This window comes from Streptomyces sp. NPDC104226 (genome assembly GCF_055584085.1).
This window is the reverse complement of record NZ_JBVJMS010000004.1, coordinates 594,053-609,722: the sequence shown is the minus strand read 5'-3', so window position 1 is coordinate 609,722 and position 15,670 is coordinate 594,053. Positions and strand designations below refer to the sequence as shown.

Annotated in this window: 11 protein-coding genes, 3 tRNA genes and 1 pseudogene; 8 read left to right on the top strand and 7 right to left on the bottom strand. The window is 72.8% G+C overall.

Annotated features, from left to right (window positions below):
- Positions 1-71 precede the first annotated feature (71 nt).
- Positions 72-979 (bottom strand): annotated as a pseudogene (locus ACZ60J_RS16200) (sirohydrochlorin chelatase).
- Between the two features lie 164 nt (positions 980-1,143).
- Between ACZ60J_RS16200 and ACZ60J_RS16195 the strand changes: the two are divergent.
- From ACZ60J_RS16195 to ACZ60J_RS16180, 4 genes are all read left to right on the top strand, one after another.
- On the top strand, positions 1,144-2,247 hold the full coding sequence (locus ACZ60J_RS16195; RefSeq protein WP_469682366.1) for a hypothetical protein: 1,104 nt from the start codon (positions 1,144-1,146) through the stop codon (positions 2,245-2,247).
- 201 nt (positions 2,248-2,448) lie between these two features.
- Entirely contained in the window at positions 2,449-3,063 is a 615-nt protein-coding gene (locus tag ACZ60J_RS16190) for a SanA/YdcF family protein (RefSeq protein ID WP_469682464.1), read from the top strand.
- A 78-nt stretch (positions 3,064-3,141) separates the two neighbouring features.
- Positions 3,142-3,912: a glucose 1-dehydrogenase gene (locus ACZ60J_RS16185; protein ID WP_469682365.1), complete on the top strand. Its 771-nt coding sequence runs from the start codon at positions 3,142-3,144 to the stop codon at positions 3,910-3,912.
- A gap of 145 nt (positions 3,913-4,057) precedes the next feature.
- Entirely contained in the window at positions 4,058-6,190 is a 2,133-nt protein-coding gene (locus ACZ60J_RS16180; RefSeq protein WP_469682363.1) for a molybdopterin oxidoreductase family protein, read from the top strand.
- On the opposite strand, the gene ACZ60J_RS16175 is transcribed toward ACZ60J_RS16180, so the two are convergent.
- Complete coding sequence (locus tag ACZ60J_RS16175) at positions 6,187-7,173, bottom strand: nucleotidyl transferase AbiEii/AbiGii toxin family protein (protein ID WP_469682362.1); 987 nt, start codon at positions 7,171-7,173, stop codon at positions 6,187-6,189. The genes ACZ60J_RS16180 and ACZ60J_RS16175 overlap by 4 nt on opposite strands.
- The gene (locus tag ACZ60J_RS16170) at positions 7,170-7,772 is read right to left on the bottom strand and encodes a hypothetical protein (RefSeq protein ID WP_469682360.1); all 603 of its coding nucleotides are present in this window, start codon (positions 7,770-7,772) and stop codon (positions 7,170-7,172) included. The genes ACZ60J_RS16175 and ACZ60J_RS16170 overlap by 4 nt, the downstream gene beginning before the upstream one ends.
- A 112-nt stretch (positions 7,773-7,884) precedes the next feature.
- Here ACZ60J_RS16170 and ACZ60J_RS16165 point away from each other — a divergent pair, with 112 nt between their 5' ends.
- On the top strand, positions 7,885-9,033 hold the full coding sequence (locus ACZ60J_RS16165) for an RNA polymerase sigma factor (RefSeq protein ID WP_469682358.1): 1,149 nt from the start codon (positions 7,885-7,887) through the stop codon (positions 9,031-9,033).
- Positions 9,034-9,092: 59 nt separating this feature from the next.
- On the opposite strand, the gene ACZ60J_RS16160 is transcribed toward ACZ60J_RS16165, so the two are convergent.
- The 4 genes from ACZ60J_RS16160 to ACZ60J_RS16145 all read right to left on the bottom strand — a co-directional run bounded on the left by ACZ60J_RS16160 (position 9,093) and on the right by ACZ60J_RS16145 (position 14,813).
- On the bottom strand, positions 9,093-11,018 hold the full coding sequence (locus ACZ60J_RS16160) for an ABC transporter ATP-binding protein (protein WP_469682356.1): 1,926 nt from the start codon (positions 11,016-11,018) through the stop codon (positions 9,093-9,095).
- Positions 11,015-12,748 carry an ABC transporter ATP-binding protein gene (locus ACZ60J_RS16155; protein ID WP_469682355.1) on the bottom strand — a complete coding sequence of 578 codons (1,734 nt, stop codon included), beginning with the start codon at positions 12,746-12,748 and terminating at the stop codon, positions 11,015-11,017. The genes ACZ60J_RS16160 and ACZ60J_RS16155 overlap by 4 nt, the downstream gene beginning before the upstream one ends.
- A gap of 159 nt (positions 12,749-12,907) precedes the next feature.
- Positions 12,908-14,353: an FGGY family carbohydrate kinase gene (locus tag ACZ60J_RS16150; protein WP_469682353.1), complete on the bottom strand. Its 1,446-nt coding sequence runs from the start codon at positions 14,351-14,353 to the stop codon at positions 12,908-12,910.
- A 151-nt stretch (positions 14,354-14,504) separates the two neighbouring features.
- Complete coding sequence (locus ACZ60J_RS16145; RefSeq protein WP_250745599.1) at positions 14,505-14,813, bottom strand: YtxH domain-containing protein; 309 nt, start codon at positions 14,811-14,813, stop codon at positions 14,505-14,507.
- A 146-nt stretch (positions 14,814-14,959) separates the two neighbouring features.
- Between ACZ60J_RS16145 and ACZ60J_RS16140 the strand changes: the two genes are divergently transcribed.
- From ACZ60J_RS16140 to ACZ60J_RS16130, 3 genes are all read left to right on the top strand, one after another.
- Positions 14,960-15,032 (top strand) — tRNA-Asn (locus ACZ60J_RS16140).
- A 5-nt stretch (positions 15,033-15,037) separates the two neighbouring features.
- Positions 15,038-15,110, top strand: a tRNA-Asn gene (locus ACZ60J_RS16135).
- Positions 15,111-15,298: 188 nt separating this feature from the next.
- Positions 15,299-15,372: transfer RNA gene (locus tag ACZ60J_RS16130), tRNA-Ile, on the top strand.
- Positions 15,373-15,670: the final 298 nt, after the last annotated feature.

Genomic DNA, 15,670 nt, shown 5'->3' with positions numbered 1-15,670 from the left:
AACGGTAACCGCACGAACCGACAAGACGAGTCAAGGGGAGCAATCAGAGCGATTGTGAACCAACCCGACGGCTACGCGGTGGCCAGTTCGAGCGGCCGCTCCCGTCCTGCCGTTCCCGCCAGGGGTTCTGCTACGGATCCTGCGAGCGCGGCGGCGGCTTCGTCGTAGCGCTGGAGCACCAGCCGGGCCAGCGCCGGATGCGCGCCCAGCGGGGCCGCGGCCGGGCCCGGTGCGGCGGCGGCGCTCGCGGAGGCGAAGCGGCCCGGGGCGGTGAAGTAGGAGGCGACCGCGACCCGGTGGAGGCCCCGCGCGGCCAGGGCCCGTACGGCGGCGGGCACGGAGGGCGCGGTGCCCGAGGCGTAGGCGGCCACCACGGGCACCCCGCCGAGGCGTTCCGAGAGCAGGTCGGCGGTGGCCCGCACATCGCAGGCGGAGTCGGGGTCGCGGGACCCGGCGGCGGCCAGCACCACCGCCGACCCGGCGCTCCAGCCGGCCTCCACGAGCCGCTCGTACAGGGCCTCGACGAGCAGCGGATGCGGGCCCAGCGGGGCGGCGACACGGGTCAGCAGGTGCCCGGCGCGGGCGGCGGCGGCCGGGAGGTCCCGCTTGACGTGGGTGCCGCGGCCGAGCAGCAGCGGCACCAGGACGGCGGCTCCGGCTGCCCGTACGGGTCCGTTGAGGGTGTCGTCCAGCAGCGGGTGGTTCAGCTCGATGTGACCGAGCCGGACGTCGAGGCGGGGACGGAGCTCCCGGACCCGTTCGAGCAGGGCTTCGACGGTGTGGAGGGCGCGCGGATCGCGGCTGCCGTGGGCCACGGCGACGAGGGCGGGCTGCTGCATGGGAGGACTCCTGCGTGGTGTCGGGGACGCAGACCGCTGAGCTGCGTGCCGAGCTGGGCGGTGATCCGGGTCAGCAACTCCGCGGTGGTCGCGGGCGGAAGCGGTGGCAGGGACTCGGGAGGATGCGCCGGCTCCGTCATGAACCGATCCTGCGCGCGGCAGGTTGCCGGTGCGTTGCGCGGGCGTGACGGGTGTTTTCCACCTGCTCACAGGGGGGTGGACGGCGGGGGTGGGATCGGGCCGTGCTTCCCTGTGCCGTGCGCTGGCCGCGGGCCGCTGGGGGCATGGGAAACATGGGGGGCACATGGGCGGGTTCCTGACGTGGGCGGACCGCGGCTGCGCGGCGCTGTCCGGCGGCGCGGCGGTCGTCGCCTGCGTGCTGTCGCTCGGCGCGTGGGGCTCCGGCGACCTGCTCGGCCGGATCGCCCTCTGGGGTTGGACCGCCGTCGGCGCCGCCGCGCTGAGCACGGCCACGGCGGCCGCTGCGCGGGCCCTGGCCGAGCGGGACTCGGCCGGTGCGGGGTGGTCCGGTGCGGGGTCGTCCGGCTCGGGGCGGTCAGGACCGGAATCGTCCGGCTCGGGGGTGTCCGGCGCGGTGCGGTCCGGTTCGGGGGCGGCGGGTTCGGGAGCGTCCGGCTCGGGGGTGTCCGGGCCCAAGGCGGCCCGGACGGTGGGTCGGAGGGGATCGGGTGCGGCCCGCCCTGTTTCCGGGGTGCTCGGCGTGCGGGTGCGGGAGGCGGCGGTGTGGCTGCTCGTCGCCCTGGCGTCCGCGGCGCTGCTCGTCGCCTCCTTCCAGCAGCACCACCGGCAGGCGGAGCCCGAACTGCGGCGGGCCGGGGCGGTGGTGGTGACGGCCGTCGTGGTGCGTGCACCCTCGGGCGTGCACGCGCACACCAGCGAGGGCCGGGTGCTGGGGTGGACCTCCCGGCTCGAACTGGCCGTCCCCGGAGGCGCCGAGCCGGTCGGGGCGTCGGCCTACACCTACGGGGAACCGAAGGAGGGAGACCGCGTACAGCTCCTGTACGCGCCCTCGCAGCCCGCCCTGGAAGGCCGGGTCGACGCGCGCAAGGACCTGAGGTCCGTCGCGGGTCCGGTGTCCTGGGAGCCGTTCCCGCAGGTGGACGAGGCGCGCAAAGCGGTCCTCCTGGCCGCGCTGCTGACGCTGTTCGTGCTGTTGGCGGGGCTGGCCGCCACGGCGGTGACGGACCCGGACGAACTGCGCCGGCTCCCGCGCTCTTGGCGCGCGCGGCTCTGCTGGACCGCCGCGCTGCTGCTCGCCCTCGCCCTGCACCTGCCGGCCCTGTACGGACACCCGCAGCCGGTGGTGGGCGCCGTGGCCTGGGTCTCCTTCCTGTTGCCGGCGCTGGGGCGGGGAGCGGCGTACGCGGTGGTGCGGTCCCGGCCGTGAGGAAACCTCCGGGACCGTACGCGCGTCCGTAGACGAGGGGAACGGACCGGCGGGACTGCCGGCAGCACCGACAAGGGGATCGCATTGACGAGGCGTGCAGCGCTACGAGGCCGGGCCCGGGCGGCAGGGGAGCGGCTGAAGGCCGTACGGATCGGGGTGCCCCGGACCGTACGGGCCCGGCGGCGGGCCGTGCGGCTGGTGATGGCGGGCTGCGTGCTGGCCCTGCTGCCCTCGGCCTGGACGCACGCCTACGCCGGTCCCCGGCTGCGCACCACCGCCGACGCGCCCGCCGCCGAGGTGGCGGTGGTCTTCGGCGCCGGGCTGTGGAACGGCCGGCCGACCCCGTACCTCGCGCGCCGCCTGGACGCCGCCGTCGAGCTCTACCGGGCGGGCAAGGTCAAGGTCGTCCTGGTCACCGGCGACAACAGCCGGCGCGACTACGACGAGCCCGACGCGATGCGCACGTACCTGACGGGCCACGGGGTGCCCGACGCCCGCGTCGTCAGCGACTACGCCGGCTTCGACTCGTGGGACTCCTGCGTCCGGGCCCGCGAGGTCTTCGGCGTGCACCGGGCTGTGCTGATCAGCCAGGGCTTCCACATCCGCCGGGCCGTCGCGCTGTGCCGGGCCGCGGGCGTGGACTCGTACGGGGTCGGGGTCTCCGACGTGCACGACGCGACCTGGTACTACGGCGGGGCCCGCGAGGTCTTCGCGGCGGGCAAGGCGGCCCTGGACGCGGTGTTCGAGCCGGAGCCGCGGTTCCTGGGACCGAAGGAAGAGGGGGTGTCGCGGGCCCTGGCCTCTCTGGCAGACTGACGCCGCGATCGGTGTATGCCGATTAGTCATATGGCGATCAGTCCTATGCGTGTCGTGTCGGGGTAAGGGTGTGGAACCGTGGCTGTTGTGGATCTGAGCGGCAAGGTCGTCGTCATCACCGGTGGGGCCCGGGGCCTCGGCGCGGCGGCCGCGCAGGCCGTCGTGGACGGCGGCGGCAAGGTGCTGATCACCGACGTCCTGGAGGCCGAGGGCGTCGAGACGGCGGCCGAGCTCGGCGACGCGGCGCGCTTCCTGCGCCACGACGTGACCAGCGAAGCCGACTGGGACGCGGCCCTCGCCTTCGCCCTGGCCGAGTTCGGCCGCATCGACGGGCTGGTCAACAACGCGGGCATCGCCTCCGGCTCGTTCCTGGAGCACGAGAGCATCGAGCACTTCCGCAAGGTCGTCGAGATCAACCTGGTCGGCGTCTTCATCGGCATCAAGGCCGCGATCCCGCTGATGCGGGCGAACGGCGGCGGCTCCATCGTCAACATCTCCTCCGCCGCCGGCCTCACCGGCCTCGCCCTCACCGCCGGCTACGGAGCCTCCAAGTGGGGCGTGCGCGGACTGTCGAAGATCGGCGCGGTCGAGCTCGCGGAATCCCGGATCCGGGTGAACTCCGTCCACCCCGGCATGACGCTCACCCCGATGACGGCCCCGGTCGGCATCCAGGCGGGCGAGGGAAACTACCCCGGCGCCCCCCTCGGCCGCGTCGGCCTCCCCGAGGAGATCGCCGCCGCCGTCGCCTTCCTCCTCTCGGACGCCGCCGGCTACATGACGGGCGCCGAGCTCGCGGTCGACGGCGGCTGGACGGCCGGCCTCACGGTGAAGTACCTGACCGGCCAGTGACCCGGACCCGGCGCACCCGACCGGCCGGTACCCGGCTCCGGTGCGCAGGGCCTCACCGGAGCCGCCGGGCCGCGCTGAGGAGCCGCACGCCGACTTGTAACGCGGAGCGGCGGCCCGCGTAACACCGCCGACGCACGCTGGCTCCATGCACACCTCGGACGCCACCACCGCCACGCACTGTCCGTACTGCGCGCTGCAGTGCGGGATGAACCTGCGTCCCGAGCCGGGCGGCGCGGGCGTGGCGGTGGAGGAGCGGGCCGACTTCCCCGTGAACCTGGGCGCGCTGTGCGGCAAGGGCCGCACCGCCCCCGCCGTGCTCTCCTCCCGGGTGCGCCTCACCGAGCCGCTCGTCCGCACCCGCGCCGGGCGGCTGGAGCCGGCCACCTGGGAGGAGGCCCTCGACGCCGTCGCCGAGGGCCTCGCCCGCACGCGGCGGTCGTACGGGGCCGACGCGGTCGGGGTGTTCGGCGGCGGCGGGCTGACCAACGAGAAGGCCTACGCCCTCGGGAAGTTCGCCCGCATCGCGCTGGGGACCTCGCAGATCGACTACAACGGCCGGTTCTGCATGTCCTCGGCCGCCGCCGCGCACCAGCGGGCCTTCGGGCTCGACAGGGGGCTGCCGTTCCCGCTGGAGGACATCCCCCGGACCGGCTGCGTCGTCCTCGTCGGCTCCAACCCCGCCGACACCATGCCCCCCGCCCTCCGCTTCTTCCGGGAACTCCGCGAGAACGGCGGCACGTTGATCGTCGTGGACCCGCGCCGCACGCGCACCGCCGAACAGGCCGACCTGCACCTGGCCCCGCGCCCCGGCACGGACCTGGCGCTGGCGCTCGGCCTGCTGCACCTCGTCGTCGCGGGCGGGCACACGGACGAGGAGTTCATCTCCTCCCGCACCAGCGGCTGGGAGGAGGCCCGGGCCGCCGCGATGGCGCACTGGCCTGAGCTCGTCGAGCGCATCACCGGCGTCCCGGTGCCGAAGCTCCGGGAGGCCGTCCGGCTGTTCTGCGAGCCCGAATCCGCGATGGTGCTCACCGCACGCGGCCCCGAGCAGCAGTCCAAGGGCACCGACACCGTCGGCGCCTGGATCAACCTCTGCCTCGCCACCGGCCGGGCCGGCCGCCCGCTCTCCGGCTACGGCTGCCTCACCGGCCAGGGCAACGGCCAGGGCGGCCGCGAGCACGGCCAGAAGGCCGACCAGCTTCCCGGCTACCGCAAGCTGACCGACCCGGCGGCCCGGGCCCACGTCGCCGGGGTGTGGGGGATCGACCCCGACGACCTTCCCGGGCCCGGCCGCAGCGCGTACGAACTCCTCGACGCCCTCGGCGGTGACGTCCGCGCCCTCCTCATCATGGGCTCCAACCCGGTGGTCTCGGCCCCCCGCGCCGCCCACGTCGAGGAACGCATCCGCTCCCTGGACTTCCTGGCCGTCGCCGACGTGGTCCTCTCCGAGACGGCCGCCCTGGCCGACGTGGTCCTCCCCGTCACCCAGTGGGCGGAGGAGACCGGCACCACCACCAACCTGGAGGGCCGCGTCCTGCTCCGCCGCCGGGCCCTGACCCCGCCGCCGGGGGTCCGCTCCGACCTGGAGGTCCTGCACGGCCTGGCGGCCCGACTGGGCGTGGAGAAGGGCTTCCCCACCGCCGCCGAGGAGGTCTTCGAGGAGCTGCGCCGCGCCTCGGCGGGCGGCCCGGCGGACTACTCGGGCATCAGCTACGCCCGCATCGAAGCGGAACAGGGCGTCTTCTGGCCCTGCCCCGCGGCTCCGCGGACCGGGGAGCCCGACCCGGGGGAGCCCGGACCGGAACCGGAACCGGAGCCCCACCCCGGCACCCCCCGGCTCTTCCTGGACCGCTTCGCCACCGAGGACGGCCGGGCCCGCTTCGTGCCCGTCTCCCACCGGGACGCCGCCGAGGTCCCCGACACGGAGTACCCGCTCCTCCTCACCACCGGCCGGGTCGTCGCCCAGTACCAGTCGGGCGCGCAGACCCGCCGGGTGGACGAGCTCAACGCAGCCGCCCCCGGCCCCTTCGTGGAACTCCACCCCCGCCTCGCGGCCCGCATCGGCGCCGTCGACGGAGCCCCCCTCGCGGTCACCTCCCGCCGCGGCCGCGCGGTCGCCCCGGCCCGCATCACGGACGCCATCCGCGCGGACACCGTCTTCATGCCCTTCCACTGGCCGGGCGAAGGCCGCGCCAACTCCCTGACCAACCCGGCACTGGACCCCACGTCCCGCATGCCGGAGTTCAAGGTCTGCGCGGTCCGCGTCGAGCCGGCCTAGGCCGGGCCGGCGGCGAAGGTGGGCGCGAGTGCCGCCAGCAGGCGGCGCGCGTAGGACTCCGGGGATCCGGTGATCCCGGGGTACTCCTGGTGGAAGGTGTCCCAGTCCATCGAGGTGAACCCCTCGAACACCTCCGGGGTGGGCGGCTGTTGCACCCCGCCGGCCTCGAACTCGCCGGAGAACGCGAACACGTCCGCCAGCAGCGGGTACGGCAGTGCGCAGTCCTCCGCCAGCAGGACCGCGTCGTAGAGGTCCTTGCCCTGCGGGTACATGTCCCCGGCCAGCCACACCAGCTTCCAGGCGAGCGACAGTTCCCGGGTGGCCCCCAGCAGCGGTACCCCCGCGACCTCCACGGGCTCGGGGGCGACCGGCAGGGGCTCGTTGAAGACGAAGTCCAGCTGGACCTGACCGCCCCGCATCCCCGGCGCGGACCACGGCAGGACCAGTCGGCGCCCCGGGACGCGTTCGTACGTCCAGATGTACTCGGAGACGGCGTCCGCCGCCGACATCACCAGGTCCGCGGACGAGGCCGCCCGCTCGGCCGCGGCCGCGATCGCCTCCAGCATCCGCCCGGTGCGGTCCTCCTCGATCATCCAGTCCGCGGGGACCACCACGAAGTCCAGGTCGTGCGGTTCCCGCGCGGCCTCCCCGAACCACCGGGACATCAGCATGCTGCCGCGCAGCACCAGCGCATCGGCGTACCCCGAGGCCCCGACCGCGCTCAGCGCCGCCTCCATCGCCGCCCGCCGGGCCGACTGCCAGGCCGTGCGCGCCGCCGGCTGCGGGATGACCGGATCCAGTGGCCGGTACGCCTCGCTGAAGTGCTTGAGGGCGGGATCGAAGGCCATCTCGGTCGGCTCGCCCCGGTCGCCCGTCCGCAGGGTCCGGGGCCGCTCGTCCCTCCGCCTCATCTGCTCCTCCACCGGCTCCGCGGGATCGTCCGGGCCGCCCGGGATCGACGGCTTCCACTCCTGGCTGCTCATCGCGAGCCCTCCTCCTCGATCCACCCGTCGTCCACCGACAGGTCGCTGTCGTACAGCACGAACTCCCGCTCCTCGGAGCGGATCTCGTACCCCGCCCCCGCCAGCGCCGCGACCAGCGCATCGCACGCCGCCGTCGCCTCCGGGGCGCCGCCCCGGCACCGCTGGGTCACGAAACGCTCCTGCGCGGCCCCCGGCAGGACCCGGCGGGCGTTCCAGGAGACGTGCGCCGCGTGCGGGACCACCAGGGACTCCAGCGCGGCCCGGTCCCAGCTGTCCGGGAGCCGCAGCTTGAGGTGGTGCTCGAAGTAGCCGCCGCCCGGCCCCGGCCGGTCCGTGGTCCAGGGGACGGTCTCCACCTTGACCCGGACCGGGTCGAAGCCGGCCGCGCGCAGCCGGGGCACCAGGACCTCGTGCCCGTCCCGGTCGGGCAGCGTCAGCATCGGCTGCGAGACCATCCGGCCCCGGGCCAGCACGATGTGGGTGACCTTCAACTCGCGCTCCGCCGACCATGATTCGAGCCGCGCCAGTTCCCCCGGGTCGGGGCATCGCACGGTGACGTGGGTTTCGTACACGGACATGGCCACGATCTTCTCGGACATGCGTCCGATCCGCATCGGAGTTCTGGTCCGGGGGTAACCATCGGTCACGCACCGGACCCAGAAAGTGGTCGCACGCCCCTCGTGGCAGCGATGTGTCGTACCCCACACTGAGGTGCGGTGCACCCGTCCTCGGAGCCCTGTGGAGGTCGCCCCCGTGCAGACCCAGAGCTTGACCGTCACCGTCAGCCCGCCCGCCGCAGTGCCCCCGGACACAGAGCCCGAGGCCGAGGCAGAGGCCGACGCCATGCACGAGGAGGAGGCCGAGGAGGCCGAGGAGCTCGACGGTCCGGAGCTGACGGACAAGGTGCCCGCGCCGCGCAAGCGCGCGGCCGAGGGCACCGGCGGAGCGGGGCCGTCCGCCGACCTCTTCCGGCAGTACCTGCGCGAGATAGGCAGGATCCCGCTGCTCACCGCCGTCGAGGAGGTCGAGCTCGCGCGGCGCGTGGAGGCGGGCCTGTTCGCGGAGGAGAAGCTCGGCAGCGGAGCCCCGCTCGACCTCCAGCTCACGCTCGACCTCGACAAGCTCGTCGTCATGGGCCGGATGGCCAAACGCCGCCTCATCGAGTCGAACCTGCGGCTCGTCGTCTCCGTCGCCAAGCGCTACGTCGGCCGCGGCCTCACCATGCTCGACCTGGTCCAGGAGGGGAACCTCGGACTGATCCGCGCCGTCGAGAAGTTCGACTACGCCCGCGGCTACAAGTTCTCGACCTACGCCACCTGGTGGATCCGCCAGGCCATGTCCCGGGCCCTCGCCGACCAGGCCCGCACCATCCGGGTCCCCGTCCACGTCGTCGAACTGATCAACCGCGTCGTGCGCGTCCAGCGCCGCATGCTCCAGGAGCGGGGGTACGAACCCACCGCCGAAGAGGTTGCCGTCCACCTGGAGCTGACCCCCGAGCGGGTCCTGGAGGTGCTGCGCCTCGCGCAGGAACCGGTCTCGCTGCACGCACCCGTGGGCGAGGAGGACGACGTCGCGCTCGGCGACCTCATCGAGGACGGGGACGCCGCCTCCCCGGTCGAATCGGCCGCGTTCTTCCTGCTCCGCGAGCACCTGGAAGCGGTCCTGTCGACCCTCGGGGAGCGGGAGCGCAAGGTGGTCCAGCTCCGCTACGGCCTCGCCGACGGGCGGCCGCGCACCCTGGAGGAGATCGGCCGGATCTTCGGGGTGACCCGGGAGCGGATCCGCCAGATCGAGTCCAAGACCCTCAACAAGCTCCGCGACCACGCCTTCGCGGACCAGCTGCGCGGGTACCTGGACTGAGGACGGAAAAGGGGCGCCCCGCAGGGCGCCCCTCCCGGAACCTGCCGGTACCGGCCCCGCTAGTCGACCTCGGCGACCGCCTGCGCGAACTGCGCCGCGTACAGCCGCGCGTACGCGCCGCCCGAGCGCAGCAGCTCCTCGTGCGTGCCCTGTTCCACGATCGAGCCGCTCTCCATCACCAGGATGAGGTCGGCGTCGCGGATCGTGGACAGCCGGTGCGCGATGACGAAGGACGTGCGGCCGTGCGCGAGGCGCGCCATCGCCTTCTGGATGAGCACCTCGGTACGGGTGTCCACCGAGCTCGTCGCCTCGTCGAGCACCAGGATCACCGGGTCGGACAGGAACGCCCGCGCGATGGTGATCAGCTGCTTCTCGCCCGCGCTGACCCCGGCGCCCTCGTCGTCCAGCACCGTGTCGTAGCCCTCGGGCAGGGTGCGGATGAACCGGTCGGCGTGGGCCGCCCGTGCGGCCTCCTCGACCTCGGCCCGCGTGACCTCGCGCGTGGCCCCGTAGGCGATGTTCTCCGCGAGGGTGCCGCCGAACAGCCAGGTGTCCTGGAGTACCATGCCGATGCCGCCGCGCAGTTCCTCGCGGGTCATCTTCGCGATGTCCACGCCGTCGAGGGCGATCTCCCCGCCCGTGACCTCGTAGAACCGCATCAGCAGGTTGACCAGCGTGGTCTTGCCGGCGCCGGTCGGGCCGACGATCGCGACCGTCTGACCGGGATCGACGCTCAGCGAGAGGTTCTCGATGAGCGGCTTGTCCGGCTCGTAGCGGAAGGCGACCTTGTCGAAGGTGACCTGCCCGCGCAGGTTCTCCGGACGCTCGGGGACCTCCGCGTCCGGCTCCTGCTCCGGCGCGTCCAGCAGCTCGTAGACCCGCTCCGCGGAGGCGACGCCGGACTGCACCAGGTTCGCCATGGAGGCGACCTGGGTCAGCGGCATCGAGAACTGGCGCGTGTACTGGATGAAGGCCTGGACGTCACCGATCGACAGGGTGCCCGAGGCCACCTTCAGACCGCCGACGACCGCGACGAGCACGTAGTTGATGTTCGAGATGAACAGCATCACCGGCTGCATGATCCCGCTGACGAGCTGCGCCTTGAAGGAGGCCCGGTACAGCGCCTCGTTCTGCTCGGCGAACAGGGCCGCAGACTCCGCCTGCCGGCCGAAGACCTTGACCAGGGTGTGGCCCGAGTACATCTCCTCGATGTGCGCGTTCAGGGCGCCCGTCGTCTTCCACTGGGCCACGAACTGCGGCTGCGACTTCTTGCCGATCTTCGCGGCCACGTACGCCGACACCGGGATGGTCACCAGCGCGACCAGCGCCAGCACCGGCGAGATCCAGAACATCATCGCCAGCACGCCGACGATCGTCAGGAGGGAGTTGAGCAGCTGACCCATCGTCTGCTGGATCGTCTGGCCGATGTTGTCGATGTCGTTCGTGGCCCGGCTGAGCACCTCCCCGCGCTTCTGCTGGTCGAAGTACGACAGCGGCAGCCGCGACAGCTTCGCCTGGAGCTCCTCGCGCAGCCGGTACACGGTGCCGTTCATGATGTGGTTCGACAGCCGGGTGGCGACCAGCATCAGCAGACCAGCGGCCGTGAAGACGGCCAGCGCCCACAGCGCCACCACCCCGACCGCGCCGAAGTCGATGCCCTTGCCCGGGGTGAAGTCGGTGCCGGACAGCATGTCCGCCATCCCGCCCTCGCCCCTGGCGCGCAGACCGTCCAGCGCCTGCTGCTTGGTGAGGCCCTTCTCCATGTTCCGGCCGACGATCCCCGCGAACACGAGGTCGGTGGCCTCGCCGAGGATCTTCGGGCCGGTCACCGACGCGGCGACGCTGCCGACGACCGCGAGGATCATGCCCCACAGCTTGGCCCGGTCGCGCGCCAGCGCGCTCAGCAGCCGCTTGCCCGAGCCCTTGAAGTCCATGGACCGCGTGGTCGGCGGTCCCATCATCATCCGTCCTCCGGGCCCGCTCACGCCGCCTCCGCTTCCGTCAGCTGGGAGAGCACGATCTCCCGGTAGGTCTCATTGCCGGCCATCAGCTCGTGGTGGCGCCCCTCGCCCACCACCTGCCCCTCGTCGAGGACGATGATCCGGTCCGCGTCGCGGATCGTGGAGACCCGCTGGGCGACGATGACCACGGTGGCCTCCTCGGTCTCGCGGGCGAGCGCGGAGCGCAGCGCCGCGTCCGTGGCGTAGTCCAGGGCCGAGAAGGAGTCGTCGAACAGGTAGATCTCCGGGCGCTGTACGAGCGTGCGCGCGATCGCGAGCCGCTGGCGCTGGCCGCCGGAGACGTTGGTTCCGCCCTGGGCGATCGGCGCGTCGAGCCCGCCCTCCAGCTCGGAGACGAAGCCCTTGGCCTGTGCCACCTCCAGCGCGTGCCAGAGCTCCTCGTCGGTGGCGTCGGGGCGCCCGTAGCGCAGGTTGCTGGCGATCGTCCCGGAGAAGAGGTACGGCTTCTGCGGCACCATGCCGACCGTCCTGGCGAGCAGGCCGGGGTCGAGGCGCCGTACGTCCTCGCCGTCGACGAGCACGTCGCCGCCGGTGGCGTCGAAGAGCCGGGGGATCAGCCCCAGCAGCGTGGACTTGCCGCTGCCGGTCGAGCCGATCACCGCCGTGGTCTCGCCGGGGCGGGCCACGAGGTCGACCCCGCGGAGCACGGGGGCCTCGGCGCCCGGGTAGCGGAAGTCGGCGCCGCGCAGTTCGAGGCGGCCGCGGTGGAGCAGCTTGGTGACCGGGTCGGCGGGCGGGACCACGCTGGATTCGGTGTCCAGGACCTCCTGGACGCGCTCGGCGCAGACCTCGGCGCGCGGCACCATCATGAACATGAAGGTGGCCATCATCACGGACATGACGATCTGCATCAGGTAGGCGAGGAAGGCCGTCAGCTGGCCGATCTCCATGTCACCCGAGTCGATGCGCATCGCACCGAACCAGACGACGGCGACGCTGGAGATGTTCACGACCACGATCACGGTCGGGAACATCAGCGCGAGCAGCTTGCCGGCCGCCAGCGAGACGCCGGTGAGGTCGGCGTTCGCCTCGCGGAAGCGGTCCTTCTCGTAGTCGTCGCGGATGAAGGCGCGGATCACCCGGTTGCCGGTGATCTGCTCGCGCAGGACCCGGTTGACCGTGTCCAGACGCGTCTGCATCGCACGGAACAGCGGGCGGGTCTTCAGCACGATCGCGCCGACCGCCAGGCCGAGGACCGGGACCACGGCGAGCAGCACGCCCGAGAGCTTCACGTCCAGCGAGAGCGCCATGAAGATGCCGCCGACGCACATGATCGGCGCGGAGACCATCAGCGTGAAGGTCATGAGCACGAGCATCTGGATCTGCTGCACGTCGTTCGTCGTACGGGTGATCAGCGACGGGGCGCCGAAGTGGCCGAGCTCACGCGCGGAGAAGCTCTGCACGCGGTCGAAGACGCCGGCCCGGACGTCCCGGCCGAAGGCCGCGGCGGTGCGGGCCCCGTAGTAGACGGCGCCGGCGTTGCAGACGAGCTGGACCAGCGAGACGCCGAGCATCAGTGCGCCGAAGCGCAGGATGTAGCCGGTGTCGCCGTTGACGACACCGTTGTCAATGATGTCGGCGTTCAGCGTGGGCAGGTAGAGGCTCGCGCTGGTCTGCAGCAGTTGCAGCAGGACCAGCACGGAGATCGGTTTCCGGTACGGGCCCAGATGGGTCCGCAGAAGTCGTATGAGCACGCGCAGGCTCCGGTCGGCATGATCGAGGGGGTTCACTCCATCTTCTGCCAACGGGAGGCCGGAACCCACCGGATTTCGTAAAGCCCGGTCAAAAGGAGTAGAACGCCGGACCGGCGGGGCCTACGCCACGCCGGACCGGCCGGGCTGCCGGGCCTTGGCCTATCCCCGGAACGCCCCCGGGTGGATCTGGTCCCGGGTCGCGATGTACTGCTGGCGCGCGCCCTGCCAGGCCGGGTACTCCTCGTCCGGCTCGAACAGCTGCGCCGCGGGCGCCGGCCACACCGGCGGGGTGTTCGCGGCCGGGCCGCCCTGCGCCAGGCCGAGGGCCCAGGCGGCCTGCCGGGCCGCGCCCAGGGCCGCGTAGTCGGCCGGCGCCGGCACCAGGACCTGGGTGCCGAACAGTCCCGGCGCGAAGGCCTGTACGGCCGGCAGCTCGGCGGCCGCGCCGAGCAGGAACACCCGGCGGATCTCCACCCCGCGGCTGCGCAGCACGTCGAGCGCGTCCACCAGCCCGCACAGCATGCCCTCGAAGGCGGCCCGCGCGAGGTGCTCCGGCTTCATGGAGTCCCGGCGCAGCCCCGACAGGGTCCCGGCGGTGTGCGGCAGGTTCGGCGTCCGCTCACCCTCCAGGTACGGCAGGAGGACGAGTCCGTGCGCGCCCGGGGTCGACTTCAGCGCGAGCTCGCTCAGCCCCTCCAGATCGGTGCCCAGCAGTTCGGCGGTGCCGCGCAGGGCCCGTACGGCGTTCAGGGTGTTCACCACCGGCAGGTGCAGCCCGGTGGCGTCGGCGAGGGAGGTGATCAGCCCGCCCGGCTCCGTCAGCGCCTCGTGGTGCACCGCCATCACCGATCCGGACGCGCCCAGCGAGACCACGGCGTCGCCCGGTCCCATGCCGAGCCCGAGCGCGGCCGCCATGGTCTCCCCGGTACCCGCGGAGATCAGCAGCCCCTCGGGCGTGGTCCCGGCGGCTTCGGCCGGCCCGAGCACCTCGGGCAGCAGCGCCCGGTGCCCGAGCGCCCGCTCGACCAGGTCGGGGCGCCAGGCGCCGGTGGCCGCGGACCAGTAGCCGGTACCGGAGGCGCCGCCCCGGTCGGTGGTCCGCCGGGCCGGGCGGCCCAGCAGCTGCCACACCAGCCAGTCGTGCGGGGACATCAGGACGGCCACCCGCCGGGCCGCCTCCGGCTCGGTCCGGGCCAGCCAGGCGAGCTTCGCGACGGGCTGCGCGGCGTGGGGGACGGAGCCGACGGCTTCTGCCCAGGCCTGCCGGCCGCCGAAGGACTCGACCAGGTCGGCGGCGGCGGCCTGGCCGCGCTTGTCGTTGCCGATCAGGGCGGGACGGACGAGGCCGCCCTGCGCGTCCAGCGGCAGCAGCCCGTGCTGCTGCGCGGAGACCCCGATGGCCTGCACCCCTTCGAGGAGCCCGCCGCCGGCGGCCTCGCCGAGCGAGAGCAGCCAGGCCTGCGGATCGGTCTCGTGCGGCACCGCTTCGCCGGTGGGCTGCGGATGAGGGGCGTACCCCTGGCGCAGCACGGCGCCCGTCTCGGTGTCACAGACGACGATGCGTGTGAACGTGGAAGAGCTGTCCAGCCCGGCGACTATCCCCATGCGGAGAATTCTGCCGCACGCGGGGGCGGTCTCGACCGCCCCGGAGCGCCCGGGACGGGCGCCGTCCCTTATGTGGAGCCCCGTACGGGCGGCCGGGCGGGACGCCGGAGCGGGGGCCCTCGGGCGAGGGCCCCCGCTCCGGGCCGGGCCGTCAGGTGTTGCTGGTGCCCCAGTCGTCCTCGGCCGCGCCATTGCCGCCGACCCGCGCCCGCAGGCCCCGTACGCGTCCGGCCAGGGCGTCCGGCACCGCGTCGCCCACCTTGTCGCTCACCGCGGCGAAGGCCTTGCCGGCGAACTCCCGGCTGCTCTGACCGGCGCTTTCGGCGGCGTTGCGGACCGCCGGGTTCTGCGCGAACTCGCGCGCGGACTTCTTCAACTGTTCATACCGCTCGCGTCCGGCCCGGGTCCCGAGCACGTACCCGAGGGCCAGCCCGACCGCGAACGTGACCTTGTACCGCATGCCTGCCACCCTTCGTCGTGTGGTGCCCGGCCCGCTGGCGATACCGATTGGCGGAGCACCCCCCTGCTTGCGCTAATCTATGACTCGCAACGGGCGCTCGCCCCCTGGCCAAGGCCGGAGGTGGGCTGTTCGGTGCAACGCAGCAATCCCCTGTAGCTCAATTGGCAGAGCAGCCGACTGTTAATCGGCAGGTTACTGGTTCGAGTCCAGTCGGGGGAGCGCGGTCCCCTGTAGCTCAATTGGCAGAGCAGCCGACTGTTAATCGGCAGGTTACTGGTTCGAGTCCAGTCGGGGGAGCAAGAAGGAATGAGGACCCCCGGTGGGTCCTTTTTCTTTTTTCTGCCCTCCGCACGCAACCGGGCAGGGCCCGGCGCGGTCTCTCTGGGCAGGCGAAGCCGATCATGCGAGGCATCCGAGGCAGGAGATCGTATGAGCGGCTATGCTGCGGCAGACGGCGCGCACACATGTACGCGCCACGCCGTGAAGGGGCGGTAGCTCAGCCGGTTAGAGCAGCGGACTCATAATCCGTCGGCCGTGGGTTCGAGTCCCACCCGCCCCACTGTGTCCCAGGTCAGGAGAAACGTTCTGGCCTGGGACAACGCTCTTTCGTGATCTTCGCGTGCCTCGGATCGGTGTGGCGAGCGTGTGGCGAAGATTGTTTTCTGTGGGCACGTGCAGGCGCTTGACCTGTGTTTTTGCTCGATTTCCCAGTCGACCGAGTGGTCAGTGCTCCCACCCGGCCCCGCTGTCGCGGAGGATGCAGATCCGATCCTCGACTTCGGCAGGCCCTTCACGCTGAGTGTCCCGGCCTGGGCTGACTCGGAGCCTTGATGGTGCTTCAGTCGCCCTCGATGTCT